Genomic DNA, 24,642 nt, shown 5'->3' with positions numbered 1-24,642 from the left:
ATTGGGGGAATCGGTCGAGCGGGATGTGATCTGGTGTTCGCGCTGGTCAGGCGGGCGTTCGCTGTTCCAGGGCGCGCGGCGCGGGCGGCTCGTGGACGGGCGGGGTGGCGGAGCAGAACACGCAGCGGTCGCCGATGACGTCGAGGCCGCACCAGTGGCAGGTGGACTGCCGCACCGAGGTCACCAGTTGGTAGAGGACGGACAGGTCGGCGAGGTAGCTGCAGAACTCGATCACCCGGCCCGTACCCCACCAGCGCGGCGACTCGACGGGCAGCGGGGTCTCGCGCAGCGCGTGCGCGGTCCACTCCTTGGCGAGCCCGGCGAGCCAGTCGCTCTGCAACTGCCCCTTGGCGACGAGCATCCAGGTGCCGAACTCGGGACCCTTGAGCCTGGCGCCGGGGGCGACCCGGACGAGCTGCGGCTCGGGATGGGCGACGACGGCGAACTGGCTGCCCGGCACCCAGGACTTGGCGTGCGCCTTGAGCCCGACCGGCACCCGGTCGAGCCGGGCGACCGAGCCGAGGACGGCACCGGCGTGGATGTAGTGGGTGAGCAGCCGGCCGGCCGAGGCGAGCACGCCCGGGCTGAGGTCGCAGGAGGCGAGCTGTCTGAGCTGCCGGGCGAGCGCGGCGATGCCGAGCGGCGGCAGCTCGGGCCGGAAGACGGCGACGCGGTCGCTCTCCAGCAGCGAGCGGAGGGTGTGCAGCCGTCGTACGACGGGCTCCGGGGTGGCCTGCGAGCACACGACGACCAGGTACCCGTGCTGCTCGGTCAGCGCGTGCAGTTCGGTGAGGGTGTGCTCCAGCGGGCGCCGGTCGAGGTCGCGCAGCACGACGGCCGGCATGGTCCGTTCGTCCTGCGCCGGCAGTGCCATGTCGGCACTGGTCACGGCAATGGCAGTTGGCACGCGCAGCTCCCCGCTCCTTCACGCCCACGGCTCGCCGGTGTTACTCCAGCGCGCCGGGACGACTTCATTGCGTGACTACCTGAGCACTGTATCCACGCCCCAATGACCGGAGAACAGCGTTTGTGTAGCTCGTGTGGAACTCATCGGGCACAAGTGGCGCCAAAACCGGACAGGTTGAGCGCTCGACCAGAGATGGTTTTGGTCTGGACCTCTTGACAGCCGGATTGGCCTAGACCAACTTGTACGCCAACGGTGGCCACCGTCCCCCGCCCCACCCTCCCCACCGACTCCCCCACCGGAGGCCCCTGTGGACCGTGCATCAGCCATGCCGTCGGACCGGACCGGACGCAGACGCCGGACTCGCGTCGGCACCTGGTCCGCCGCCACCGCCCTCGCCCTCGCGGTCGCGGGCCTGGCCGCGACCCCCGCCTCGGCCGCGGACGTCAACAACGCCCGTAACGCGGGCTTCGAGTCGGGTCTGGGCAACTGGACCTGTACGGCCGCGAGCGGCACGACGGTCTCCTCCCCCGTCCACTCCGGCTCCTCGGCCCTGAAGGCCACCCCGGCCGGCCAGGACAACGCCCAGTGCACCCAGTCGGTGGCGGTGAAGCCCAACTCGACCTACTCGCTGAGCGGATGGGTACAGGGCGGCTACACCTACCTGGGCGTCACCGGCACGGGCACGACGGACGTCTCGACCTGGACCCCCGACACCGCGTCCTGGAAGCAGCTCTCCACGACGTTCACCACGGGCGCGTCGACGACGTCCGTCACGGTGTACACGCACGGCTGGTACGGCCAGGCCGCTTACTACGCAGACGACATCTCCGTCTACGGCCCCGACGGCGGCGGTGGCGGCGACCCGGCCCCCACCGTTCCCGCCGCGCCCACCGGACTGACGGCCTCCGGCACGACGTCCTCCTCCGTCTCACTGTCCTGGTCGGCCGTGTCCGGCGCCACCGGCTACAACGTCTACCGCAACGGCACCAAGGTGACGGCGGTGACGGGCACCTCGGCGACGATCAGCGGCCTCACCGCGTCGACCTCGTACTCCTTCCAGGTGACGGCGACCAACTCGGCCGGCGAGTCCGCGAAGTCGGGCACGGTGACGGCGACGACGGCGGCCACCGGCGGAGGCGGGGGCGGGGGCGGCGGTTCGCTGCCCAAGCACGCCGTGACCGGCTACTGGCAGAACTTCAACAACGGGGCGAAGGTCCAGAAGATCTCCGACGTCCCGTCGGCCTACGACATCATCGCGGTCGCCTTCGCCGACGCCACCACCACGCCGGGCGCGGTCTCCTTCAGCCTGGACTCGGCCGGCCTCGGCGGCTACACCGTCGACCAGTTCAAGGCCGACATCAAGGCCAAGCAGGCGGCCGGCAAGAAGGTCATCATCTCCATCGGCGGCCAGAACGGCACGGTGTCGATCAGCGACTCGGCCTCGGCGGCGAACTTCGCGAACTCCGTCTACTCCCTGATGCAGACGTACGGCTTCGACGGCGTCGACATCGACCTGGAGAACGGCCTCAACGCCACGTACATGACGCAGGCGCTGCGCTCCCTCTCCTCGAAGGCGGGCTCGTCGCTGATCATCACGATGGCACCCCAGACGATCGACATGCAGTCGACGTCGAACTCCTACTTCCAGACGGCCCTGAACATCAAGGACATCCTCACGGTCGTCAACATGCAGTACTACAACAGCGGTTCGATGCTGGGCTGCGACGGCAAGGTCTACAGCCAGGGCTCGGTGGACTTCCTGACGGCCCTCGCCTGCATCCAACTCCAGGGCGGCCTCTCCCCGTCCCAGGTCGGCCTGGGCCTGCCGGCGTCGACGAGCGGCGCGGGCAGCGGCTACGTGTCCCCGGCGGTCGTGAACAACGCGCTGGACTGCCTGAGCAAGGGCACGGGCTGCGGCACCTTCAAGCCCTCGAAGACCTACCCCGACCTGCGCGGCGCGATGACCTGGTCCACCAACTGGGACGCCTCGTCCGGCAACGCGTGGTCGAACGCGGTGGGGGCGCATGTGCACGCCATGCCGTGACATGAGCCTCGGCTGAGCGGAAGCCCGGGTCCGGGGGGCCCGGGCTTCCGCGTGTCCATACTCGGCCATGACGTTCAACCTCCTCACCCTGGAGCCCCTGACTCCCGACCGTGTGACGCTCGCACTGTCGCAGTGCTTGCACGTACGCCTGCGAGATGTGGACGTCGCCGACGAGGCCACCGATCAGGATCTCCGTAACTGGGACGCGCTGGTGCTGTGCGAGACGGCCACGGTTCTCGGTGACGTGTCCACGTCCCTCGACATCTACGTCCAGAAGTCAGTGCGGTCACAGCCGAACGAGCGCGAGCTGGCCGCCGCTCTCGCCCGGGTGATCCACTCGGCCGTTCTCTTCCCTGCCGAGGAAGCCCTGCCGAGCGCTTACTGGCTGGCGACGGAGGACGGGGTGATCACGCGGACACGGCTGAACTCGTCCGACGACGAAGAGCCCCGCTACACGATCGACGTGGTGGAGACCCCGGTGGCTCAGCTGCCCCACGTTTCTGTCGAGCGCATCACCGAGGTGGTGCCCGAGCAGCAGGTCACGACGCCTGTGAGCGCCGCTATTGCCGCACACGTTCAGCGCATGTTCCCGGAGGAGAGCAAGAGCCCCGGGACGCCCCACTGGTGCGCGAGCAATCGACTGGGCGCCTGGGAAAAGCTCATCCGGCAGATGGAAGCCGGTTGGGCGCCGAGCGGTTGGTATCCGTCCGACCTGTACCTCGAACGTCTCGAGGCGAGGGACGAACTGGTCCAGGCAAGCGACCGGCTCCCCGAAGCGGTCACCGCGCTGCTCGGGAACGCTCTTGCGCCCTTGGACACCCTCTTCACGCAGATGACGGTGGAGGACACCGACCAGCTGTGCAGAGAACTTGCTCGCGCGCGGGGCATCGTGCCGGGACACGGCTGGTGGTGGGATCGCCGGCCTGATCCGCTGCCTTGGTGAGCGTCCCGATGGGCTCGGGCTCCGGTCGGTCCGCGCCGGTGGCCCGCCAGGGCGGGCGATTTCTGTCATATGCCTGTGTCTGCGCCTCCTCCGATAGTACGGTCTGATCAGTCGTCAGCCGGAGCTTTGGGGTGGGAGCGGGATGACAGGGGTGGAGATCGCGATCGGCTGCCTGTTCGCATGGGCGGCTCGCAAGGCGCGTCGGGTGGGGGCCCGGGCCGACCAGGAGACGGACCGCGCTCTGGACGCGGCGATGGACCGGGTGCACGAGGTGGTCAGCGAGAAGCTCGGGCAGGAGACCGCCCTGGCCCGCCTGGGCGAGGAGGCCTCGGCCGGTCGTGACGAACCCACGCCCGAGACCCGCCAGTGGCTCCAGATCGTCCTGAAGGACGCGGTCGACCACGACGAGGCCTTCGCGGATGCGCTCCGGAAGGCGCTGGACCAGCTGCCGCCCCGGCCCGAATACGTCGCCCAGGGCGGGAATGTCGTGCAAGGCAATGTCTTCCACGACAGCACGTCCGTCCAGATCGGACACAACAGCCACCAGGTCAACAACTTCGGGACGCAGGAATGACCGACCCCGGACAAGGCGGGGAAGGTGCCGGCAGATTCGACCACAACAACCTTCACGGGCCTTCCGGCGTGCAGGTCGGGCCGAACGGCCAACAGTTCAACGCCAACCCCAACATCAACATCCGGCAATCGGGATTCCTGCTGCCGGCCGTCTGCGTCGCCGCGCTGGTCGGTGGGGCCGTCTTCGCGGTCATGGCGCTCGCGCCCTGGAAGGGGAGCTCGCAGGGCGCCGCACCGCCGCCGGACTCGGTCGCGAGCAGGGGCCCCGACGTCACCGCCCCGGCACAGGACTCCCCGTCCGAGCAGGCTGCCGTCTCCTCACCGACGACAGCGGCGGCTGCCGCCGGCCCGGTCCGTTGGCAGGGGGAGATCAACATCGGCATGACGGGGGTGGACCTCGACTCCCTCCCCCCGTCCCAGAGCACAGACGATTCCTACGACGCCGCGCTGTACAGCAGCAGCGACGCACTGATGACGAATCAATCCGGCGCTCCCGACGTGGCGGCGTGGCCCGGCCCCGGTACGCCGAGCAGAAAGCAGTGCGCCGATCAGCTCGCCACTCACGGCGGCTTCATGGCCCAGGCGGCGGACGAGAGCGTGCTGTGCGTCAGGACGCGCACCGGGCGCGTCGCCGCCCTGACGATCACCTCCATGGGCGATGTGTTCACCGCCGGCACGGCCAAGGTGATCGTCTGGGAGGCGAAAGACCAGTAGTGCTCGGCCAGGCTCACTCGCCGATGAGGGCGACGTGGACCCGGGACCACTGAGACGCCTCGTCCAGCAACGCGTAGCCGGCGCGGAGGGACGCAACGCACGCGATGCCGTTATGTGAAGCCTCCGCTGAACGGGCACCTGGATCCGGGGGGATCCGGGCGTTCGTGTGTCCGCATCGCCGCATGTCCACCGCCGGACACATTCGGCCAGAGCCTTTCAACGTGACGGGTGCCGCGTTGCGTTCGGCAATGGGCTGGTGTGATGATCCCGGGCATGGCTGATCACGGGGGTGACGGCGGCCGGGCGGGGGACATACGCAGGTCGTCGCTTTCTGAGTACGCGGAGACGACGGGTGCGGAGGCATCCGACGACGGCTCGCGCGACGAGCGTTCCGTACCTGCCCCGGAAGCCGTCGACGTGCGGCGCAGGCGCCGGGAGTTCGCCGCTCTGCTGGGTGAGTTCCGTCGTACGGCGGTCCTGGTCCCCTTGGACGCGGACGAGAACCCGCTGACCGCCGACCAGGAGGGCGTCCGCTGGATCCTGGCCTTCTCGAACGAGCCGGCGCTGGCCCGGTTCGCGATCGCGAGGGGTGAGGGCGAGCGGGAGTGGGCGTACCGGCGGGTGCTGGGCGCCAGGCTGCTGGACGCAGGGGTCCCGGCCGTCGAGGCGCCGTGCGGGGTGGCTCTGGACGCGGCCGACGGGGACGAGGGCGTGCTGTTCCCGCCGGTCTCGGGGATCGTGCCGGACGCGGTGGCCGTGGACCTGGCCGCCGGGGCGACCTATGAGGAGGCACCGCGGTGAGCGGGGGCAAGGGCGGCAAGGACATCAAGGCCGCGGGGCTGGACGAGATAGCGAAGGGCATCACGCTCACCTTGGCCGAACTCAAGGAGTTGGGCATCGACAGCCTGGCCGGTGTGGGCCGAGGTTTCTCGAACCTGGAACTCTCCGGCATCCAGTTGGGCCACGAGGATCTGACCGCCAAGTTCAAGTCGTTCTGCGAGCGCTGGGAGTGGGGCGTACGGGGCCTGGTGGCGGAGGGCAACAAGTTCGCCCAGGACGTGGGCCTGTCGGCGGGCACCCTGCATGAGACAGACCAGTACGTCGACGGCGCCATGAAGGTCGCGTACAACGCGGGGGTGGGTAATCCGTACGCCTCCGAGGACGACGTCACCAAGATGGGCTGGGACGAGCTGCGCCGAAGCAGTGTCGACGCCGTCACCGACCCCGACTACAGCGGGAAGTCGTTCGACGAGGCCTGGCAAGAGTCCAAGCAGAGCTTCAAGGACGCCGGACGGGACGCCATGACCGGATCACTTGGCCTGCCCCCGGGCATCACGATGGACCGCGTCAGCCAGGCGGCCGGGACCGGCGACGACTACAACCGCGTGCTCGACGACATGTGGGGCCCCTCCCCCGAGGAACGCGCGACGGCGGCCGGACAGGACGGTGAGGGCTGATGGGCATCCTCGGCGATATCGGCGATGGCATCAACAGCGGCCTGAGGTACGGCAAGAACGTCTACGACGCGGGCAAGAAGAAGGTCGGGGAGGGCATCGACAAGGGCAGCGACGTCACCGCCGACGCGCTCGACAAGGTCGGTGCCCACGGCTGGGCGGACAAGGTCCACCACTACGGCGACCGGGCCGCCTCCGCCCTGGGCGCCACCCCGGGCGAGCAACAGCTCGGCGAGACCGACGAACCGACCGACCTGATCCACGGTGACGCGGGGGACATCCGGTCCACCGCCAAGCACCTGAAGGACTTCCACACCGCCTTCGACCGGGTCGGCCAGGGCATGCGCAAGCTGGACTCCTCACAGTGGCAGGGCGAGGCGGCCGACGCGTTCCGCAAGAAGTTCGAGATGCACCCGGTGAACTGGCTGCACGCGGCGGACGCCTGCGCCAAGGCGGCGACGGCACTGGAGACCTACGCCGAGACTGTCGTCTGGGCGCAGCAGAAGGCCCGTGACGCGATCGACCTGTACAAGAAGGGCAAGGAGGCCTCGGCGACGGCGAAGGACGCGTACGACAAGCGCGTCACCGCCTACAAGGACGCCGTGAAGTCGGGCGACAAGGAGCCGGGCCCGGACCCCGGCGACTTCGACGACCCTGGTGCGGCACTCGTCAAGGAGGCCGAGGAGCTTCTCCACGACGCCCGCAAGCAGCGCAACGAGGCCGCCGGCGCCGCCGCGAAGGCCGTCGAGTCGGCCATGGCCCATGCCCCGGCCGAACCGCCCCCGCTGGCCCAGCTGAAGGTGGACGCGGTCGACGGTTACGGCGCCTTCAACACCGAGATGCTCCATGTCGGCGGGGGCATGATCAAGGGCACGGCGGGCCTGTACAGCATGGTCCGCGGCGCCAACCCTCTCGACCCGTACAACCTGACCCACCCCGCCGAGGCACTGCAGCACCAGGCCATGACCCTGGCCGGCCTGGTGTCCAGCGCGACGCACCCCGAGCGGACGCTCAAGCAGACGCTCCAGGACTTCGCCAAGGACCCCGCCGAGTTCGGCGGCCGCTTCGCGCCCCAGGTGCTCCTGACCGACGGAGTGGGGCTTGAGGTGAACGGGGTACGGGCCGCCGCCGCCGAGAGACTCGCGATGCGGGACTCGTTGAAGGCCGCTGAGCGGGAGGGGGCGGGGGCGGGGGCCGAGGGCGCGGCCGGAAGAAGTGCTCGGGATGATGTGAGTGACGGTCCACACGAGCGCTCACGTACCGACGAGGCCGTGAAGAAGTGCGGCGACCCGGTCGACGTCGCGTCGGGCAAGATGTTCCTTCCGCAGACCGACGTCACCCTGCCCGGCGTACTGCCCCTGGTCCTGAAACGGCGTGTCGAGTCCGGTTACTCCTTGGGTCGTTGGTTCGGCCCGTCCTGGTCCTCGACGCTGGACCAGCGCTTGGAGATCGATGCCGAGGGAGTCGTCCTCATCACGGAAGACGGCCTGCTTCTGGCCTACCCGCACCCGGCCCCCGGCCTCCCCACACTCGCCGGCCACGGCCCGCGCTGGCCCTTGGACCGGGTGGACGGCGGCTACACAGTCACGGACCCGCAGACCCGCCGCACCTGGCACTTCGCCGACCGGGGCGAGAACCTGGCGGTGCTGGAGCAGATCGACGACCGCAACGGCAACTGGATCACCTTCGAGTACGACGCGGAGGGCACTCCGCTGGCCGTGGTCTCCAACGGCGGCCAAGGCGTACGCATCACGACGGAATCCGGTCGCGTCACGGCCCTCCACCTCGCCACGACCGGCGAGGAACTGAAGCGCTACGGCTACACGGACGGCAATCTGACGGAGGTCGTCAACTCCTCCGGACTGCCTCTCCGCTTCACGTACGACGAGGCGGGACGGGTCACGTCCTGGACCGACACGAACGACCGCAGCTACGCCTACGAATACGACGACAAGAGCCGCTGCACAGCCCAGGCCGGCTCCGCCGGACATGTGACCATGCGCCTGTCATACGGGGACCCGGACCCGTCGACCGGCCTCCGGACCACGACCACCACGACCGGCGAGGGCCACACGTGGCGGTACCTGATCAACGACGCGCTCCAAGTGGTGGCGGAGACGGACCCGCTCGGTGCGACGACCCGGTACAGCCGTGACCGTTACAACCGTCTGCTCTCCCAGGCGGACCCGCTGGGTCACAGGACGACGTTCCGCTACGACGACGAAGGAAACCTGACCTCGGCCGTCCGCGCGGACGGCCGTGAGGCGACGGCGGAGTACGACGGGCTCGGCCTGCCGGTGAAGGTGGTCAACCCGGATGGCACGGTGGTCCGCCAGACGTACGACGAGCGCGGCAACCGCACGTCGGTGACGGACCCGGCGGGCCGGACCACGCATTTCACGTACACCGAGGCCGGCCATCTATCCACGGTGACCGACTCGCTCGGCAACACGACACGGGTCGTCTGCGACCGCGCCGGCCTCCCGCTGCAAATCACGGATCCAGTGGGTGCGACCACCCACTACGAACGCGACGCTCTGGGCCGCCCCACCGCCATCACGGACCCGACCGGCGCGACCACACGACTGCAGTGGTCGGTCGAGGGCCACCTGACCCGCCGCACGGCGCCCGACGGCACGACGGAGACGTGGACGTACGACGGCGAGGGCAACTGCACGAGCCACATCGATCAGATGGGCGGCATATCCCGCTTCGAGTACACCCACTTCGACCTGCTGACGGCGCGGACCGGTCCGGACGGGGTGCGTTACGAGTTCGACCACGACATGGAACTGCGCCTGACGAGGGTCACGAACCCGCAGGGCCTGACGTGGAGGTACGAATACGACACGGCGGGCCGACTGGTCACGGAGACGGACTTCGACGACCGCACCCTCACGTACGAGTACGACCTGGCCGGCCGCCTCACCGCACGCAGAAACGCTCTCGGCGAGAGGCTGACCTTCGAACGCAACGAACTCGGGCAGGTACTCCGTAAGGATGCGGCCGGCCGGGTCACGACCTACGCCTACGACTTCACGGACCAACTCGCCCAGGCAACAGGACCGGACGGCACCACACTCACCCTGCTGCGCGACCGCCATGGCCGCCTGCACTCCGAGACGGTCGACGGCCGCGCCCTGACCTACACCTACGATGCTCTGGGCCGCCGCACGGGCCGGACGACCCCGACCGGCGCCACGACAACCTGGTCCTACGACGCCGCGGGCCGCCGCACCGGCATGGTGGCTTCGGGCCACGCCATCGACTTCACCTACGACGAGGCAGGCCGCGAACTGTCCCGCCATATCGGCGGCACGATCACCCTTGACCACACCTTCGACTCCCTGGGCCGCCTGACGGCACAGTCGGTGACCGGCGTCGGGGACCGGACGGTGCAGCACCGGACGTACAGCTACCGAGCCGACGGCAACCTGATCGGCATCGACGACCACCTGTCCGGCTCCCGCCGCTTCGACCTCGACGCGGCAGGCCGGGTGACCACCGTGCACGCGGCCGGATGGACGGAGCGCTACGCCTACGACGAAGCGGGCAACCAGACCCAGGCCGAGTGGCCGACGAACCACCCCGGCGGCGAAGCGACCGGCCCACGCACCTACGTGGGCACCCGCATCACCAGGGCGGGCAACGTCCGCTACGAACACGACGCCCTGGGCCGCATCACCCTCCGCCAGAAGACCCGCCTGTCCCGCAAGGCGGACACCTGGCGCTACGAATGGGACCCCGAGGACCGCCTGACAGCGGTGACCACCCCCGACGGCACCTGCTGGCGCTACACCTACGACCCCCTGGGCCGCCGCACAGCGAAACTCCGCCTGGCCGAGGACGGCGAGACGGTGCTGGAACGGGTGGACTTCACCTGGGACGGCACCACCCTCTGCGAGCAGACCACCACGTCCGCAGACCTCCCCAACCCGGTCACCCTCACCTGGGACCACCAGGGCCTGCGCCCCCTGGCCCAGACGGAACGCATCACAGCGGCCGACGCCGCCCAGGACGAAGTCGACTCCCGCTTCTTCGCCATCGTCACCGACCTCGTCGGCACCCCCAGCGAACTCATCGACGAAACCGGCGACATCGCCTGGCGCACCCGAAGCACCCTATGGGGCACTACGGCCTGGGCAGCCAACAGCACCGCCTATACACCACTACGCTTCCCCGGTCAGTACTACGACCCGGAAACCGGCCTTCACTACAACTACTTCCGCCACTACGACCCCGAGACCGCCCGGTACCTGACCACTGACCCCCTCGGCCTAATACCCACGCCCAACCCAGCGACATACATTCACAATCCGCTTACACTGACCGATCACCTCGGACTCTCACCGGATTGCCCCCCGAAGGGCGAAAAAGTGAATCCGTTCGCCAGCCGAGAAGAGGCTGAGCGCGCGGCATTCGAGGTGGCGGGTGTGCCATATGGCACAATCCCAGACGCCGAGTGGACCGTAATGGGAGAAAAGGAGCTGATGCACAACCCGGGACTCATCTATTCACCAGAACGAACACACTGGGGTCACTTTCGGCAGTTCGAGACGGAGAACGGATCCCGGGTCATCGTCGAGCACACCCACGATCCGGCAGGCCTGCATTTCCATGCGGGCGCCCCAAAGGGGTTCACTCCAGAGGAGCGCGCGAGGAACGGGGTGAATTTCGGTTGGGATAACAGCAAGGAAGGGTACGGAACGAGGGAGCGGTACCGAGCATTGGATAAACCTGGTGGAGATCACCACTTCTTTTTCAACGAGTAGGACAACTCAGGGGCAGCCGTGAACAAGGAAATTGAGTCTCGACTCCAAAGGGCAAACCTGGAGATCATTGGACCCCATGCAGGAAATGGGTTGAGCGTGACTGACGCATTTCGACGCGTAGTACATATCGACGTCAAACCCGTGGAAAAGATTGCCCGCAATTCTCCCGATGTAGCCAAACGTGTGGACGAAACATGGGAGGCACACGCGCGAGAATTTGGAGTGATTGCCGAGGATGATTCTTTTCTCGCGGCCGGCAGTATGCAGCATGGGTGGCTCCATGTGCGACTAACCACGACCACTAGCATTTTCGCCACACAGGACTCAGAGGGTGAACTACTCTTCGTAGCCCGATCACTAAGCAACAACCGAGTGTGCGCGGTGAGCAGGGAGGGCGGAGAGTACTGGATCCTTGAGGAAGAAATCCCATAAATCAGGGCGCTTCGAGGCCGGCATGACCAGAGAGGCACACGATGACGTTTGGTCCGCCACCTGCAGGTTTCGGAACTGCGGTGCCAGCTTCCTGGACACCGCCGACGGAGATCGAGCAGGCCTTGTTCGAGGCCAAGTCACGGGAGGAATGGGCTGCCTATTTCGATACGCTCGCGTTGAATCATCTGTACTTCGAGATACGGCGCGACAAGTCAGACACCGAAGACAGTATTTACTCGGCGTTCCCGTACGATGCACGCGCCGGCGGCCCCGTCTGGGCCGTGTACACCGTTGGAATGCTCCCCGCCCCCGACCCGTACCGGGTGTTCCACCGCGGCAGTCTCGGCTGGATCGCCAAGGATTGGAAACCGGGCCGTCCGCCGTGGGTAGTCGTCAATCCGGGCAGCCCGTGCGAGGCATACCTCCCGTCGGCACCGCCGCACTCCCACGCGTGGGCTCAGCATTACCGAACCGATGGTCCGCTGCCGCTCACACGGCGGCTGCTCACTCTGCGGGTCGGCGGCCCACTTCACGGACCCGTTGCCCACGGTCTGGCCTGCGGCGCACTGCTCTGCGTCAGCAACGGCTCCGTTTGGAACGCCATGGGCTGGCACGGTGCCGGCTATAGAGGCGAACGCACACGGCTTCGCGAGTGGTGGGGCATCACGACACGTGAGGCGTGGCAGCACTATCTCCGTGACCTCCTTGCCTGCGAACAGCACAGCTCGGTGTGGGACCTCGCCCTCGGCCTGCGTCGCACCATCGCACGCGACTTCGGTGGCCACGTTGACGTCGCCTACTGGCGACAGGCGGCCGCCCGGGTCATTCGCGCGAACTCCGGCGCCACGGTCGTGGTCAGCGAGGACGGCGTCACGAAGTCCGAGCCTCGGCCCGAGTCCGAGACCGAGGCTCGTATCGAAGGGGTCCAACGGCTGATCGGACGCATCACCCGCTATGAGGCCCGGCTGCGTGCGGATGGCGTACTCGGCGACGGGCGATACGTCTCGTCCGTCGACGCCTGGGACCTGGGACGGGCCTCGAAGATGGCCCGGTGGGGGCTTGGAGCGCGGTTCGGCACGCTGGCCGAAGCCGAAGCCGCCGTGGTTCAGGCGGGGCGAGCGGCTTCCCTGTCGTACAAGTCGTGGCAGGACTTCTCCGCCGCATACATCCTCGGGCGGTGCCTCCACTTCGATGAGGAGGAGTTCGGGGACTGGTACCAGGACATGGTCGAGGCCCATCGCATCCTGATGTCCGACCCCGGCAGCCCCTGGCTGAATATCCCCTTCCGGTGACGTTTCGGGTTACGCCGCCGCGAGTTCGCACCACACGTACTTTCCCCGGTTCCCGAACCTGGCCGACGGCTGCCAGCCCCAGAAGTCCGCGCACGCCCTGACCAGAGCCAGGCCCCGGCCCCCCTCCCCCAGCTCGGCCACCTCCGCCAGCGGCCGGAACGGCTCCGGCGGACCGGGGTCCGTGTCCCACGCCCCGATCCACACCACCCCCGCCACCGAACGGCGCACCCGCAACGCGGCCGGCCCCTTCGTGTGCCGCACCGCGTTCGACACCAGCTCCGTCGCCAGGAGTTCGGCCGTCTCGACCAGGCCGATCAGACCGTGCATCGTCAGAATCAGACGCAGGGTGCGGCGGGAGATCGTCACCGCTCTGAGGTCGTTGGGGATGTAGAGCGTGTAGTCCCAGGTTTCGGGCATGACTCATCGACTCCGGTGAGGTGAGAGGTTCAAGGCGTGCGGTGGCAATGCCGCAGTCGTCATGGCAGGACGATGCGGTGCACTTCCGCTGCGTGTGCGTTGCATCACCGACGGTAGGGCCACATTTTGGGACGCTGCAAGTCGTTGCCGTAATCTACCCCTCGAACGAGGCACGGCCGCATAGCAGTTGAAGCGACGGAGGAAGCCATGCCGCGCAGGCAGCAGCCCACCGCACGACAAGAACGCCTGGGCGCTGAGCTGCGGAAACTGCGCGAAGCCGCAGGGCTGAAGGGACGCGAGGCAGCCGCGCTGCTCGGCACCGACTCGGCGCAGATGAGTCAGATCGAGGCCGGCACCGCCGGTGTGAGCGAGGAGCGGGTACGACGGCTCGCCGCTCAGTACGCCTGCACGGATGAGGGACTGATCGAGGCCCTGGTCGGGATGGCGACCGACCGGACGCGTGGCTGGTGGGAGGACTACCGGGGTCACCTGCCGACACCCTTCATGGACTTGCCCGAGCTGGAGCACCATGCCAACTACCGCTGGGACGTCGAGTTCCTGCATGTCCCGGGCCTTCTGCAGACCGCTGCATATGCCCGGTCCCTCTTCGCCTACGTCAATCCGGAGTTCCCGGACAGTGACGTCGAGCGCTGGGTGGAGCATCGGATGAAGCGCAGGGTCGTCATCGATCGCGCGGATCCGGTTCCCTACGCAGCGGTGGTCCATGAGGCGGCGCTGCGCATCAGGGTCGGGGACCGAGTCGCAGCACGCGAGCAGCTCACCCGCGTTCTTGAACTCTCCGAGGCCGACCATGTGACAGTGCGCGTCGTCCCCTTCGATGTCGACGGCTTCGGCGGCGCAGGCAGCGCCATGGTGTACGCGGGTGGTCCCGTGCCCAGGCTGGACACCGTCGTTCGCGACGGCCCCAACGGTCCGGTCTTCGTCGATGCCGAAGCCCAACTCAACAGATATCGAACGCTCTTCCGTAGGGTGGAGGCGGTGTCACTCGACCCCCACCGGTCGCGTGACTTCATCCACCGGCTGGCGAAGGAGCTGTGAGCATGCTGACCCCCGAGACATGGCGGAAGTCGTCCTTCTCGGGCGGGGGCCAGGGAGACGCCTGCGTCGAGATCGCCGAGTGCCCCACCCACATATCCGTCCGTGACTCCAAAGCCCCCGCCCGGGCCACCCTCACCTTCGCCGCCCAGGCGTTCACCCCCTTCATCGACGCCCTGAAGACCCCGGACTCCACCGCCGTTACGGTCCACTAGCTCCGCGGAAACCCACAACTCGAGAGAGGCACACCCATGTCGTTCGGTCCGCCGCCCGCGGGTTTCGGGCCTGCCGCGCCGCCTGTCTGGACGCCGCCGACGGAGATCGAGCAGGCCCTGATGGAGGCCAAGGCGCGGGAGGACTGGGCGGCGTACTTCGACACCCTCGCGGACAGCCGGCTGTACTTCGAGGTACGGCGGGACGGGGCGGACGCGGAGCCGAGCAGGACGATTCCCGTCTTCGGGCACGATCCCCGGGTGGCCGGCGGGCGGGTGTGGGCCGTGTACACGGAGGGGATGCTGCCCGCGCCCGATCCGCACCGGGTGCTCGACTGGCAGAAGCTCGGGTGGTTCGCCAAGGTGTGGGCGCCGACCGATCCGGCGATGATCGTGGTCAACCCGGGGACTCCCTGCGAGGCGTTCCTGCCCTCCGCGCCGCCGCACTCCGCCGCGTGGGCCCAGTACGGCGCGCGGGAGCGGGCCCCGCTGGACCGGGCGCGGGTGCTCACGCTGCGGATGGGCGGTCCGAAGGACGGGCCCGTCGCGCGGGGGCTGGCGTGCGGGGCGCTGCTGATCGTGCGGGACGGGCTGGCCTGGAACGCCATGGCGTATCACGGGAACGGCTACACCTCGGAGCGGCGGCTGCTGCGCGAGTGGTGGGGGGTCGGGAGCCGGGAGGAGTGGCAGTCGCAGCAGCGGGCACTGCTCGATCCCGACGGCGCCAATCCCGTCTGGGAGTTCGCCCTCAACCTGCGGCGGACCATCGCGCGCGACTTCGGCGGGCATGTCGACACCGGCTACTGGCGGGACGCGGTCGCCCGGGTGCTGCGCGCGCGGGGCGGCGGGGAGACCGTCCTCACTCCGGACGGGGTGACCACCACGCCCACCGTTCCGGAGGCGGAGACGGAGGCGCGCATCAAGGGGGTGCAGCACCTCATCGGCCGTATCACCCGGTACGAGGCCCGCTTCCGGGCCGACGGGATCCTGGACGGGAACCGGTACGTCGGTTCCGTCGACGCCTGGAACTTCGGGCGGGCCTCCGGCATGGCCCGCTGGGGGCTGGGGTCGCGGTACTGCTCGCTGCCGGAGGCCGAGGCCGCCGTAGTGGAGGCGGGCCGGGCCGCCGCGCGGTCGTACAAGTCGTGGCAGGACTTCGCCGCCGGGTACATCCTCGGGCGCTGTCTGCACTTCGACGAAGAGGAGTTCGGGAACTGGTACACGGACATGGTGGACGTCCACCGGGTCCTGATGTCCGACCCAGAGAGCCCCTGGCTCACCGTCTCCTTCAGATGAGGCCGCGACGCACGGCTCCGGCGAGTTTCGGACGGAGCCCGCGTCACCCTCGGCCATGTCTTGACCTGATCATGCCAACGCCGGACCATGAGCGCCAGCCCCGCACAGCGGACTCACAGCTACCGGCTTCCCGTGTCCGCACCCGCACGTCGCACTGAGGCACCTCAGCTCCCAGCTCCACTCCCCCACTTCCGGCGACCCCGGAATTCCTGGAGACCCAAGGAGAGTTCATGCGACTTCGCATCCGCGGCTCCGGCGCGCGCGGCGGCAGGCGTACCGCCGCACTCGGCGCGCTGCTGGCCCTCGCCCTCGCCGCACCCGTCTCGGCCACCGCGACCCACGCCACCGCCGAGAGCGCCCGGAAGGCCGCCCCGGCGGCCGCTGAGGACATCCGGCAGTACGAGATCCATCAGAGTACGAACCCCGTGACGCGCACGGCCATCCAGGCCACCGGTGTCACCGTCGACGAGGCCGACGAGGAGACCGTGGTCGTCTCCGGCCGGGCCGACCAGATCCGGCGGCTGCGCCGGCTCGGGTACGAGGTCACACCCCTGGGGGCCGCTCCCGACCGGGCCGGCGCCCGGGGCGAGCAGCGGCTGTACGACTTCCCAGGCGCCGACTCGAAGTACCACAACTACGCCGAGGCGAACGCCGAGATCGACCAGCGGATCGCCGCCCACCCGGACATCATGAGCAAGCGGGTGATCGGGAAGTCGTACCAGGGCCGGGACATCGTCGCCGTCAAGGTCAGCGACCACGTGGGCACCGACGAGGACGAGCCCGAGGTGCTGCTCACCTTCCACCAGCACGCCCGCGAGCACCTGACCGTGGAGATGGCCCTGTACCTGCTGCGCGAGTTCGCCGCCGGGTACGGGAGCGACTCCCGGATCACGAACCTCGTCAACGGCCGGGAGATCTGGCTCGTCCCCGACCTCAACCCCGACGGCGGTGAGTACGACATCGCGACCGGGTCGTACCGGTCGTGGCGCAAGAACCGGCAGCCCAACTCCGGTTCCTCGTACGTCGGGACGGACCTCAACCGGAACTGGGACTACAAGTGGGGCTGCTGCGGCGGCTCGTCGGGGACGAAGTCGTCCGAGACCTACCGCGGCTCCGCCGCCGAGTCCGCGCCCGAGGTGAAGGTCGTGGCCGACTTCGTGCGCGGCCGGGTCGTCGGGGGCAAGCAGCAGATCACGGCCGGCATCGACTTCCACACCTACAGCGAACTGGTGCTGTGGCCGTTCGGGTACACGTACTCGGACACCGCGGCCGGGATGACGGCGGACGACGCCGCCGCGTTCAAGGCCGTGGGCCAGAAGATGGCCGCGAGCAACGGCTACACACCGGAGCAGTCGAGCGATCTCTACATCACCGACGGGTCGATCGACGACTATCTGTGGGGCACTCAGAAGATCTTCGACTACACCTTCGAGATGTATCCGACGTCCAGCTGGGACGGGGGGTTCTACCCGCCCGACGAGGTCATCGAGCGGGAGACCTCCCGCAACAGGGACGCGGTGCTGCAACTGCTGGAGAACGCGGACTGCATGTACCGGTCCATCGGGAAGGCCGCCCAGTACTGCGGCCAGTGAGCTGAATCGGAGATTCGTCGGCGTAGGTGGCGACTTTGTCGAGGATCTCGTCGGCGGTCTTCGTCCAGGCGAAGGGTCGGGGGTGGTCGTTCCAGTCCGCGAGCCAGCTGCGGATGTCACGTTCGAGGGCCTGGACAGAGCGCTGGACGCCCCGCTTGAGCTTCCTGGGTGAGCTCGGCGAGACAGGCCGTCCAGGCCCCGCTCGAGGAAACGCCGCCGCCAGATGCTGACCGTGTCCGGCGTGATCCGCAGCCGGCGTGACACCTTCGTGATCGTCGGTCACGCGGGGGGAGCCTGCCAAGACGTCGTCACAAGTGGTGTGCGGCGAGTTCCTGCCTGCCTGAGCGGGGCGGGGCGGGATGTCAGACTCGGGCCGTAGAGTCCATGCGTTCTTCAGGGACAACGCATTGGAGATGCTGGTGAGCCGTCGTACCCCACCCCGCCCAGTGGCCGTAGAACGGCTGTTTCCCGAGCTGGGGCCGTTGCGCCGGGAGACGGTACGGCTTCATCCTCGGGCGGGTCGTCCGTCCTGTCACGACAGTTCGGTCGGGGGACCGTTGCTGTGGCCGGAAGATGAGCCCTGGCCTGTGTGCGCTGAGGAGCACTACGACATCGGCAGCAACACGCCTCATGAGGCCGAGGTGTCTCTCGTGCCCATTGTGCAGGTCTATCGGGCGGATGCACCCAGCGTCCCGTTCCGGCCGGGGTGTGACCTCCTGCAAGTTCTGTGGTGCCCGTTCGACCACGGGGAGTTCTGCTACCCCTTGCCGCAGGTCCACTGGCGAGACTCCCGGGCGGTTGGCCCGGTGAAGGCCACTCCTGTCGCACCCACCGGCGCGCCCAAGGACTACGTGCCCAGCCCTTGTGTGGTCCACCCCGAGCAGGTAACGGAGTACCCCAGTTGGGATCTGCCGGAGGACCTTCACAGCAAGCTACGAGACCGATTCGATCAGTTGGAGCGGGAGACCGGCTGGCTGTACTGGTACCACCTCGCCGACGCCCCCGGCATCAAACTCGGCGGCTATCCGGGCTGGACCCAGGAACCGGTCTGGCCGGACTGCGCGGCCTGTGGACGGCGTATGGAGCACCTGCTCACCGTGGCCAGCTGGGAGTATGACGGGGAGTCGTGGCGCACGTGGCTCCCGGTTGAGGACCGTGGGACCGTCGACGGCCAGGAGCCGCATCGCAGTGAGGAAGGTCTCGCAGCCCACGACGCGGCGGGCCTGATGCTGGGCGATGCGGGCGGGGTGTACATATTCGAGTGCCGGTCATGCCCTGATCGTCCGATCGGCCACTGGTTCGACTGTTCCTGAGCGCGAAACTCAACCCGCGGAGCCGGCGAGAGCAGATCAAGGCGGGGCGATGCCGGCGAAAGCCAGGAAGTGTTCGGCCTTGCGCTCATGACGCCGGCGCAGGCGGTGGCAGCCGGACAGCCACGCCAACGTGCCACGAACGTCACGACATTCTGAGACCTCCGGTAGATCACGGGCGCCCCGCCGTATTCCGGCGGGGCACCGACGCGTCTGTGCGGGGCCCGTTCAGCATTGCCACAGAAGCTTCGCGTGGCCACACGGCTCGCAGGCGAACGCGTAGGCGCTGCCGCAGCCGCCGAAGTTCATGGCGGTGCTGTGGTCAGGGCCTTCCTCGAGCTGGACGATCAGCGGCATGGGCAAGGCGCATGACGGGCAGGACGGGGTTTCGTCGTCCTGAATCCAGGCAGGTTCTCCGCCCAGCTGTCCGAGGACGGATGAGCTGGCACGGTCGCTTCTCGCTGCCCACTCTTCGCCGGCCTGGTCATAATCGGGCTGGTCCACCTGCACCAAGGTGACCGCTCGAACGGAACCGAGCAGAAGCAGTGCCTCATCGACACCGTTGGCGGGCTGGGCCAACGGCTCAAGGCCGTCCGCCGGGAAGAGCAAAGCCTGGTTCCCGCCGGAGTCCGGCTCCCAGTCGCCGCACATTCCCGGATCGTTCTGGCATGCGAACAGGGCGAGGAATCCTCGGTGTTCAAGCCCCTTCTGAAGGTCGTCCAGGACCACCTGGGCGAGGAACTGCATCGGGCCGCTGCACGAAGCACAGCAAGGCCAGAGAGTCTCGGCCGGCGCCAGAGGCACACCACCGGTCCGCGTCACTGGAGCAGTCGGCGAAACCGCACCTGCGTCGATCATGAGAGTCGTCACGGTCCGGACTTTAGAGCAGAGCAACTCATGCCCGACCAACGACAAACCTCTGACTCAGGTCACTAGGCGCTCGCGTGGGCGGGGGCGCCGGCTCCTTCCGGCGCCCCCCGTCCCACATGGTCCTAGGCCTCTTCGAAGTACGCGTCGAGCACCGCGTCCAGTTGGGACTCCCACTCCTTGAAGCGGGACCTGGACGTCGCCTCGATCTCGATCGGGTACCAGCGGCGGTCCGGGGTGTGCACCGTGATGGTGAAACGCTTGCCGAAGCGGGCGGACTCGGTTTCGACCGCGGCGATCTCGTCCCAGTGGAACTCGCAGTCCTCCTCGTCCAGTCGGAGGCGGACGCCGCGGTGGTCGGCCGCGAACCGGGCCCGGCGGTCGGAGGCTTCGAAGACGGGGGCGCCGTCCTCGGGTGCGCTCTCCTGCGCCGGTTCCTCCTCCGGACCGCCGTCCGCCGGTTCGGCGGACGCCTCGGCGGACTCCGGGGACGCCGGCTTCGCGTCCTCGGCGTCGGTCTCGGCCGTCGGCCCGGCGTCCGCCGGTTCCGGTTCCGTCGCCGGTGCGGTGATCCCCGGGATGAAGGCCGGGTCGAAACCGGCGCCCTTGACGGGCTCGCCCTTCAGGGGCTGGCTGCTCGATCCTATGCGCTGGTCCACGGCGGCAGTATGGACGACATTCCTGTGCCGGAACCAGTCAGCTCACTCTTCACGTCGGTTCACACAGGTCACACTTGCACAAACAGGCTCACCACCCCGGCCACCGCGAACCCGGCGACCGACAGCACCGATTCCAGCACCGTCCAGGTCCGCAGCGTGTCCCGCTCGGTGATGCCGAAGTACTTGGCGACCATCCAGAAGCCGCCGTCGTTCACGTGCGAGGCGAAGATGGAGCCGGCCGACACGGCCATGATGACGAGGGCGACGAAGGCCTGGGAGTGGTGGCCCTCGGTCAGCAGCGGGGCCACGATGCCGGCCGTGGTGACGATGGCCACCGTGGCCGAGCCCTGGGCCACCCGCAGCACCACCGAGATCAGGTACGACAGCACGATCACCGGCAGACCCACGCCGTTGAAGGTGTCCGACAGCGCCTGCGCCACCCCGCTCGCCTTGAGGACCGCGCCGAAGATCCCGCCCGCGCCGACCACCAGCAGGATGTTGCCGACCGGCTTGAGCGACGAAGTGGACACCCGCTCCAGGGACTTGCGGGACCAGCCGCGCCGGATGCCGAGCAGGTAGTAGGCGAGCAGCAGGGCGAGGGTGAGGGCGACGAAGGGGCTGCCGGCGAACTCCAGCACCGAGCGGCCCGCGGAGGGGTCGAGGGCGATGGAGGAGAAGGTGGCGGCGAGGATCAGCACCAGCGGCGTACCGATGACGGCGAGGACCGTGCCGAGCGGCACCGGTTCCTCCTGCGGCCGCACGCCCTGCGCGCGCTGCTCGGCGAGGACCGCCTGCCGGGCCTCCTCGGCGGCCTCGACCATGTCCTGCGGTACGGCGACGAAGATCCGCCTGCCGATCCAGGCGGAGTACGCCCAGGCGGCCAGGACGGCGGGGACGCCGCAGACGACGCCCATGAGGACGACCCAGCCGAGCTGGACGTGCAGCAGTCCGGCGGCGGCGACCGGGCCGGGGTGCGGCGGCAGGAACGCGTGCGTCATGGACAGCCCGGCGAGCAGCGGCAGGCAGTACAGGAGGATCGACCGGCCGCTGCGCTTGGCGGCCGCGTAGACGATCGGGGCGAGCACGAAGATGCCGACGTCGAAGAAGACCGGGATGCCGAAGATGAGGCCGGTCAGGCCCATCGCGAGGGGTGCGCGGCGTTCGCCGAACAGGTGCAGCAGGCGGGATGCCAGCACCTCGGCGCCGCCGCTGACCTCGAGGATCGCGCCCAGCATCGTGCCGAGACCGATGATGATCGCGACATGGCCGAGGATGCCGCCCATGCCGGACTCGATGGTGGAGACGGCGTCGGAGCGCTGGACGGTGCCGAAGAGTTCGGTGACCGACAGGCCGGCGAGCAGGCCGACGGTTATGGACACGGCGAGCAGGGCGACGAACGGCTGCAGCCGGACCTTGATGATCAGGAAGAGCAGCAGGGCTATGCCGATGGCTGCGACGGTGAGAAGCCCGGCGGTGCCGTCGACGAGGAGGAGCAGGCCTCCGGTGTGGGGTGGGGCGGCGGGCGCTGGAGCGGCTGCGGCGAGCGAATGGGACATCAGGGGGTCCTCTTCGTAAATGCATACTGCTTTCGGGCAGGGGGGATCGCGGCACGGCACCGCGAGTGCGGTGCCGCGCCGTGTGCCGTGCGCGTGCTGGTGGGGCGAAGGGGGTGGCGTGAACGGGCGCCCGTTGGAGGGGCGGCGCCGCGGAGAGAGGAGTGCGGGCCGTCGTCAGCCCAGGACGGCGAGGGCGTCGATCTCGATGAGGAGGCCGGGCGGCAGGCCGACGTAGACCGTGGTCCGGGCGGCGGGCGGCTGGGTGAGGCCCTGCTCGCCGAAGTAGGTGTTGTAGATGTCGTTCATCTCGGCGAAGTGGTCCACATCGGTGAGGTAGACGCGGATCATCATCACGTCGTCCCAGCTCGCGCCGCCCTCCTCGAGGATCGCCTTGACGTTGGCGAGGGTCTGGAGGGTCTGCTCGCGCAGCGTCGGACCGGCGGGCGTCGGGGCCTTGCCCTCCTCGGCGGGCAGGAAGCCGACCTGGCCGGCGACCTGGAGGATGTTGCCCTTGCGCACCCCGTGGGAGAACCTCGCGGGCGGGGTGGTGTGGGTCTTCGGGGTGAGCGCGGTCTTGTCGGTCATACGGGGGTGCCCTTCACTGGCGTTCTTCCGGAGTACTCGCCGCTGATCGCGTCCGCGGTACGGCGCACCTGCGGGAGCAGGGTGAGGAGTTCCTCGGCGGTGACGACGACGTTGGGCGCGGACACCGACATGGCGGCGACGACCCGGCCGTCGGCGCCGCGGACGGGGGCCGCGACGCAGTTGATGGACTCCTCGTGGCCACCGAGGTCGGTGGCCCAGCCCTGTTCGCGCACCTGCTCCAGCTCCCGCAGGAACGCCGCGGCGTTGGGGGTGGAACGGGGCGTGTAGAGGGGGTAGTCGAGCTGGTCCGCGAGGGCGCGGCGCTCGGCTTCGGGGAGGTCGGCGAGGAGGAGTTTCGCCACGGCCGCGACGGTGATGGCCACGGGCTTGCCGATCCGCGAGTACATCCGGACCGGGTAACGGCTCTCCACCTTGTCGATGTAGAGCACCTCGTTCTCCTCGTGGACGGCGAGGTGCACGGTGTGGCCGCAGGCCTCGTTGAGCCGGACCAGGTGGGGATGGGCGATCTCGCGGATGTCGAGGTTCTCCATCGCCTCCTGGGCGAGGGCGAAGAGCCGCGCGCCGAGCCGGTAGCGCTGGTCGGACTGGCGGTAGACCAGGCCGTGCTCGTGCAGGGTGCGCAGGAGGCGGAGCGCGGTCGATTTGTGCACGCCGAGGCGGTCGGCCACCTGTCCGAGGTCGGCGGGGCCCTCGGCGAGCAGCGGCAGGATGCTGAGGGCGCGGTCGACGGTCTGACTCATGGGGTGTTCGCCTCCTCCGGGGCCCGGTCGGCCTGTGTCCAGCCGGGGCCGAGTCGAAGTCTCCCCCATGCCTCGCCGTCCAGGGCGGCGAGGCGGTCGGCGTGGCCGCGGGCGGGCGGGTCGGCGAGGTCGGCGGGGGTGGTGAGGGCGGCCGCGGCCGCCAGGTGGCCGTGGCGGAGGCGTCGTTCCACCGGCAGGCCGCGGAGGGTGGCGGAGAGGAACCCGGCGGCGAAGGCGTCGCCGGCGCCGATGGGGGCGACGACGTCCACGTACGGGGCCGGTTCGAAGGCGGGCGGGGCTGTGGTGGGCCGGGGGGCCGTCGCGTGGCCCGGCGCCGGACCGGCCCCCGCGCCCGGCCCGGCGGCACGGGGGCCCGCAGCGGGACGGAGGGCCTCTCCCGCGTCGTCGTGCGCGAACGCCGTCGCGCCCTTGGCCGCCTGTTTGACGATCAGCAGGGCCGGCTCGGGAAGCAGGGCGCGGATCGCGGCCGGGCCGCCCGTGACGCCCCAGGTGTGTTCCGCCTCGTCCTCGCCCACGAACACGATGTCGGCGGCCCGGGCCAGCTCCAGCAGCACGTCGGCCCCGTCGGCGCCGGGCCACAGGTTCCGGCGGTGGTTCACGTCGAAGGAGAGCAGGGGGCGCCCGGCGGTGGGCCGCGCCAGGTGCCGTACGAGGCCGAGGCACTCCGCGGAGAGCGCCGCCGTGATGCCCGACAGGTGGAGTACGCGGCCGGCGCGGGCCGCGGTCAGGTCCGTGTTGGTCACGGACATCGCGGAGGCCGCCGAGCCGGCCCGGTAGTACGCCACCTCGTGGGCGGCGGTGGCCCGGTCGGCCGCCGTGCGGAAGTAGACGCCGGTGGGCCGGGAAGGGTCGGTGCGGACGGCGCGGACGTCGACGCCGTACCCCGCGATCCGCTCCACAAGGTGTTTGCCGAAGCCGTCCGCGCCCACTCTGCTCACCCACCGCGTGGAGTGGCCGAGGGCGGCCAGTACGCAGGCCACGTTGGACTCGGCGCCGCCGATGCCCCGTTCGAAGGAGGGGACGTCGGCGAGGCGGCCCGGCCGGGTGGGCAGGAAGGTGACCATGGACTCGCCGAGCGTGACGACATCCACGACGTTCACGATGGTGGCACTCCTCGTCATCCTGGGGTGAGCGGCTTTCGTTGACCCTGTGTCGGCCGAGATGCTAGACAGCAGTGAG

21 protein-coding genes and 2 pseudogenes are annotated in these 24,642 nt (G+C 69.1%); 13 read left to right on the top strand and 10 right to left on the bottom strand.

The genetic code is table 11. The features are described from left to right. Nucleotides 1-46 precede the first annotated feature (46 nt). Nucleotides 47-874, bottom strand: a complete 828-nt coding sequence (locus ABZ478_RS05080) for a hypothetical protein (RefSeq protein WP_359545890.1) — start codon at nucleotides 872-874, stop codon at nucleotides 47-49. Between the two features lie 358 nt (nucleotides 875-1,232). Here ABZ478_RS05080 and ABZ478_RS05075 point away from each other — a divergent pair, with 358 nt between their 5' ends. From ABZ478_RS05075 to ABZ478_RS05040, 8 genes are all read left to right on the top strand, one after another. After that, entirely contained in the window at nucleotides 1,233-2,951 is a 1,719-nt protein-coding gene (locus ABZ478_RS05075; protein WP_359545888.1) for a glycoside hydrolase family 18 protein, read from the top strand. A 67-nt stretch (nucleotides 2,952-3,018) separates the two neighbouring features. Then, complete coding sequence (locus tag ABZ478_RS05070; RefSeq protein WP_359545457.1) at nucleotides 3,019-3,894, top strand: hypothetical protein; 876 nt, start codon at nucleotides 3,019-3,021, stop codon at nucleotides 3,892-3,894. 142 nt (nucleotides 3,895-4,036) lie between these two features. Further along, the gene (locus ABZ478_RS05065; RefSeq protein WP_359545455.1) at nucleotides 4,037-4,468 is read left to right on the top strand and encodes a hypothetical protein; all 432 of its coding nucleotides are present in this window, start codon (nucleotides 4,037-4,039) and stop codon (nucleotides 4,466-4,468) included. Next, nucleotides 4,465-5,181: a hypothetical protein gene (locus tag ABZ478_RS05060; RefSeq protein ID WP_359545453.1), complete on the top strand. Its 717-nt coding sequence runs from the start codon at nucleotides 4,465-4,467 to the stop codon at nucleotides 5,179-5,181. Before ABZ478_RS05065 ends, ABZ478_RS05060 begins: the two co-directional genes overlap by 4 nt. Before the next feature lie 273 nt (nucleotides 5,182-5,454). After that, nucleotides 5,455-5,982 (top strand): hypothetical protein, encoded by a 528-nt coding sequence (locus tag ABZ478_RS05055; protein ID WP_359545451.1) that lies wholly within the window; start codon nucleotides 5,455-5,457, stop codon nucleotides 5,980-5,982. Then, nucleotides 5,979-6,638, top strand: a complete 660-nt coding sequence (locus tag ABZ478_RS05050) for a hypothetical protein (RefSeq protein WP_359545450.1) — start codon at nucleotides 5,979-5,981, stop codon at nucleotides 6,636-6,638. The genes ABZ478_RS05055 and ABZ478_RS05050 overlap by 4 nt, the downstream gene beginning before the upstream one ends. Next, nucleotides 6,638-11,407 carry a putative T7SS-secreted protein gene (locus ABZ478_RS05045; protein ID WP_359545448.1) on the top strand — a complete coding sequence of 1,590 codons (4,770 nt, stop codon included), beginning with the start codon at nucleotides 6,638-6,640 and terminating at the stop codon, nucleotides 11,405-11,407. Before ABZ478_RS05050 ends, ABZ478_RS05045 begins: the two co-directional genes overlap by 1 nt. 554 nt (nucleotides 11,408-11,961) lie before the next feature. Continuing rightward, on the top strand, nucleotides 11,962-13,131 hold the full coding sequence (locus ABZ478_RS05040; protein ID WP_359545446.1) for a DUF1266 domain-containing protein: 1,170 nt from the start codon (nucleotides 11,962-11,964) through the stop codon (nucleotides 13,129-13,131). A 9-nt stretch (nucleotides 13,132-13,140) separates the two neighbouring features. Here ABZ478_RS05040 and ABZ478_RS05035 read toward each other — a convergent pair whose 3' ends face one another. Then, nucleotides 13,141-13,548 (bottom strand): ATP-binding protein, encoded by a 408-nt coding sequence (locus tag ABZ478_RS05035; protein ID WP_359545444.1) that lies wholly within the window; start codon nucleotides 13,546-13,548, stop codon nucleotides 13,141-13,143. 207 nt (nucleotides 13,549-13,755) lie between these two features. Between ABZ478_RS05035 and ABZ478_RS05030 the strand changes: the two genes are divergently transcribed. From ABZ478_RS05030 to ABZ478_RS05015, 4 genes are all read left to right on the top strand, one after another. Beyond that, nucleotides 13,756-14,607 (top strand): helix-turn-helix transcriptional regulator, encoded by an 852-nt coding sequence (locus tag ABZ478_RS05030; RefSeq protein WP_359545443.1) that lies wholly within the window; start codon nucleotides 13,756-13,758, stop codon nucleotides 14,605-14,607. Between the two features lie 2 nt (nucleotides 14,608-14,609). Beyond that, complete coding sequence (locus ABZ478_RS05025) at nucleotides 14,610-14,819, top strand: DUF397 domain-containing protein (RefSeq protein WP_359545441.1); 210 nt, start codon at nucleotides 14,610-14,612, stop codon at nucleotides 14,817-14,819. A gap of 36 nt (nucleotides 14,820-14,855) precedes the next feature. Next, a complete protein-coding gene (locus ABZ478_RS05020; protein WP_359545439.1) occupies nucleotides 14,856-16,112 on the top strand; it encodes a DUF1266 domain-containing protein in 1,257 nt (418 codons plus the stop codon). 230 nt (nucleotides 16,113-16,342) lie between these two features. Next, the gene (locus ABZ478_RS05015) at nucleotides 16,343-17,704 is read left to right on the top strand and encodes a M14 family metallopeptidase (RefSeq protein ID WP_359545437.1); all 1,362 of its coding nucleotides are present in this window, start codon (nucleotides 16,343-16,345) and stop codon (nucleotides 17,702-17,704) included. A gap of 195 nt (nucleotides 17,705-17,899) precedes the next feature. On the opposite strand, the pseudogene ABZ478_RS05010 reads toward ABZ478_RS05015, so the two are convergent. After that, a pseudogene (locus ABZ478_RS05010) lies at nucleotides 17,900-17,968 on the bottom strand (hypothetical protein); the annotation flags it as partial. Between the two features lie 386 nt (nucleotides 17,969-18,354). Between ABZ478_RS05010 and ABZ478_RS05005 the strand changes: the two are divergent. Continuing rightward, on the top strand, nucleotides 18,355-19,017 hold the full coding sequence (locus ABZ478_RS05005; protein WP_359545435.1) for a DUF1963 domain-containing protein: 663 nt from the start codon (nucleotides 18,355-18,357) through the stop codon (nucleotides 19,015-19,017). A gap of 19 nt (nucleotides 19,018-19,036) precedes the next feature. Here ABZ478_RS05005 and ABZ478_RS05000 read toward each other — a convergent pair. From ABZ478_RS05000 to ABZ478_RS04970, 7 genes and pseudogenes are all read right to left on the bottom strand, one after another. Next, nucleotides 19,037-19,149: pseudogene (locus ABZ478_RS05000) on the bottom strand (IS5/IS1182 family transposase); the annotation flags it as partial. 93 nt (nucleotides 19,150-19,242) lie between these two features. Next, nucleotides 19,243-19,872: a DUF1963 domain-containing protein gene (locus ABZ478_RS04995; protein WP_359545886.1), complete on the bottom strand. Its 630-nt coding sequence runs from the start codon at nucleotides 19,870-19,872 to the stop codon at nucleotides 19,243-19,245. Nucleotides 19,873-20,006: 134 nt separating this feature from the next. Continuing rightward, entirely contained in the window at nucleotides 20,007-20,540 is a 534-nt protein-coding gene (locus tag ABZ478_RS04990; protein WP_359545433.1) for a hypothetical protein, read from the bottom strand. A gap of 68 nt (nucleotides 20,541-20,608) precedes the next feature. After that, nucleotides 20,609-22,096 carry a gluconate:H+ symporter gene (locus tag ABZ478_RS04985; RefSeq protein ID WP_359545431.1) on the bottom strand — a complete coding sequence of 496 codons (1,488 nt, stop codon included), beginning with the start codon at nucleotides 22,094-22,096 and terminating at the stop codon, nucleotides 20,609-20,611. Nucleotides 22,097-22,270: 174 nt separating this feature from the next. Next, complete coding sequence (locus tag ABZ478_RS04980; protein ID WP_358936428.1) at nucleotides 22,271-22,681, bottom strand: RidA family protein; 411 nt, start codon at nucleotides 22,679-22,681, stop codon at nucleotides 22,271-22,273. Further along, on the bottom strand, nucleotides 22,678-23,442 hold the full coding sequence (locus tag ABZ478_RS04975) for an IclR family transcriptional regulator (RefSeq protein ID WP_359545430.1): 765 nt from the start codon (nucleotides 23,440-23,442) through the stop codon (nucleotides 22,678-22,680). The genes ABZ478_RS04980 and ABZ478_RS04975 overlap by 4 nt, the downstream gene beginning before the upstream one ends. Further along, entirely contained in the window at nucleotides 23,439-24,554 is a 1,116-nt protein-coding gene (locus ABZ478_RS04970) for a sugar kinase (RefSeq protein WP_359545884.1), read from the bottom strand. The genes ABZ478_RS04975 and ABZ478_RS04970 overlap by 4 nt, the downstream gene beginning before the upstream one ends. Nucleotides 24,555-24,642: the final 88 nt, after the last annotated feature.

This window comes from Streptomyces sp. NPDC005706, from assembly GCF_040631045.1.
In the GTDB taxonomy this organism is placed as follows: Bacteria; Actinomycetota; Actinomycetes; order Streptomycetales; family Streptomycetaceae; genus Streptomyces.
This window is presented reverse-complemented; position numbering and strand designations above follow the sequence as displayed.

What these genes read in the sequence shown, in the direction of transcription:
- ABZ478_RS05080 (WP_359545890.1), bottom strand. Translation starts at nt 874, where the DNA reads ATGGCACTGCCGGCGCAGGACGAACGGACCATGCCGGCCGTCGTGCTG.
- ABZ478_RS05075 (WP_359545888.1), top strand. Translation starts at nt 1,233, where the DNA reads ATGCCGTCGGACCGGACCGGACGCAGACGCCGGACTCGCGTCGGCACC.
- ABZ478_RS05070 (WP_359545457.1), top strand. Translation starts at nt 3,019, where the DNA reads ATGACGTTCAACCTCCTCACCCTGGAGCCCCTGACTCCCGACCGTGTG.
- ABZ478_RS05065 (WP_359545455.1), top strand. Translation starts at nt 4,037, where the DNA reads ATGACAGGGGTGGAGATCGCGATCGGCTGCCTGTTCGCATGGGCGGCT.
- ABZ478_RS05060 (WP_359545453.1), top strand. Translation starts at nt 4,465, where the DNA reads ATGACCGACCCCGGACAAGGCGGGGAAGGTGCCGGCAGATTCGACCAC.
- ABZ478_RS05055 (WP_359545451.1), top strand. Translation starts at nt 5,455, where the DNA reads ATGGCTGATCACGGGGGTGACGGCGGCCGGGCGGGGGACATACGCAGG.
- ABZ478_RS05045 (WP_359545448.1), top strand. Translation starts at nt 6,638, where the DNA reads ATGGGCATCCTCGGCGATATCGGCGATGGCATCAACAGCGGCCTGAGG.
- ABZ478_RS05035 (WP_359545444.1), bottom strand. Translation starts at nt 13,548, where the DNA reads ATGCCCGAAACCTGGGACTACACGCTCTACATCCCCAACGACCTCAGA.
- ABZ478_RS05030 (WP_359545443.1), top strand. Translation starts at nt 13,756, where the DNA reads ATGCCGCGCAGGCAGCAGCCCACCGCACGACAAGAACGCCTGGGCGCT.
- ABZ478_RS05025 (WP_359545441.1), top strand. Translation starts at nt 14,610, where the DNA reads ATGCTGACCCCCGAGACATGGCGGAAGTCGTCCTTCTCGGGCGGGGGC.
- ABZ478_RS05020 (WP_359545439.1), top strand. Translation starts at nt 14,856, where the DNA reads ATGTCGTTCGGTCCGCCGCCCGCGGGTTTCGGGCCTGCCGCGCCGCCT.
- ABZ478_RS05015 (WP_359545437.1), top strand. Translation starts at nt 16,343, where the DNA reads ATGCGACTTCGCATCCGCGGCTCCGGCGCGCGCGGCGGCAGGCGTACC.
- ABZ478_RS04995 (WP_359545886.1), bottom strand. Translation starts at nt 19,872, where the DNA reads ATGATCGACGCAGGTGCGGTTTCGCCGACTGCTCCAGTGACGCGGACC.
- ABZ478_RS04985 (WP_359545431.1), bottom strand. Translation starts at nt 22,096, where the DNA reads ATGTCCCATTCGCTCGCCGCAGCCGCTCCAGCGCCCGCCGCCCCACCC.
- ABZ478_RS04980 (WP_358936428.1), bottom strand. Translation starts at nt 22,681, where the DNA reads ATGACCGACAAGACCGCGCTCACCCCGAAGACCCACACCACCCCGCCC.
- ABZ478_RS04975 (WP_359545430.1), bottom strand. Translation starts at nt 23,442, where the DNA reads ATGAGTCAGACCGTCGACCGCGCCCTCAGCATCCTGCCGCTGCTCGCC.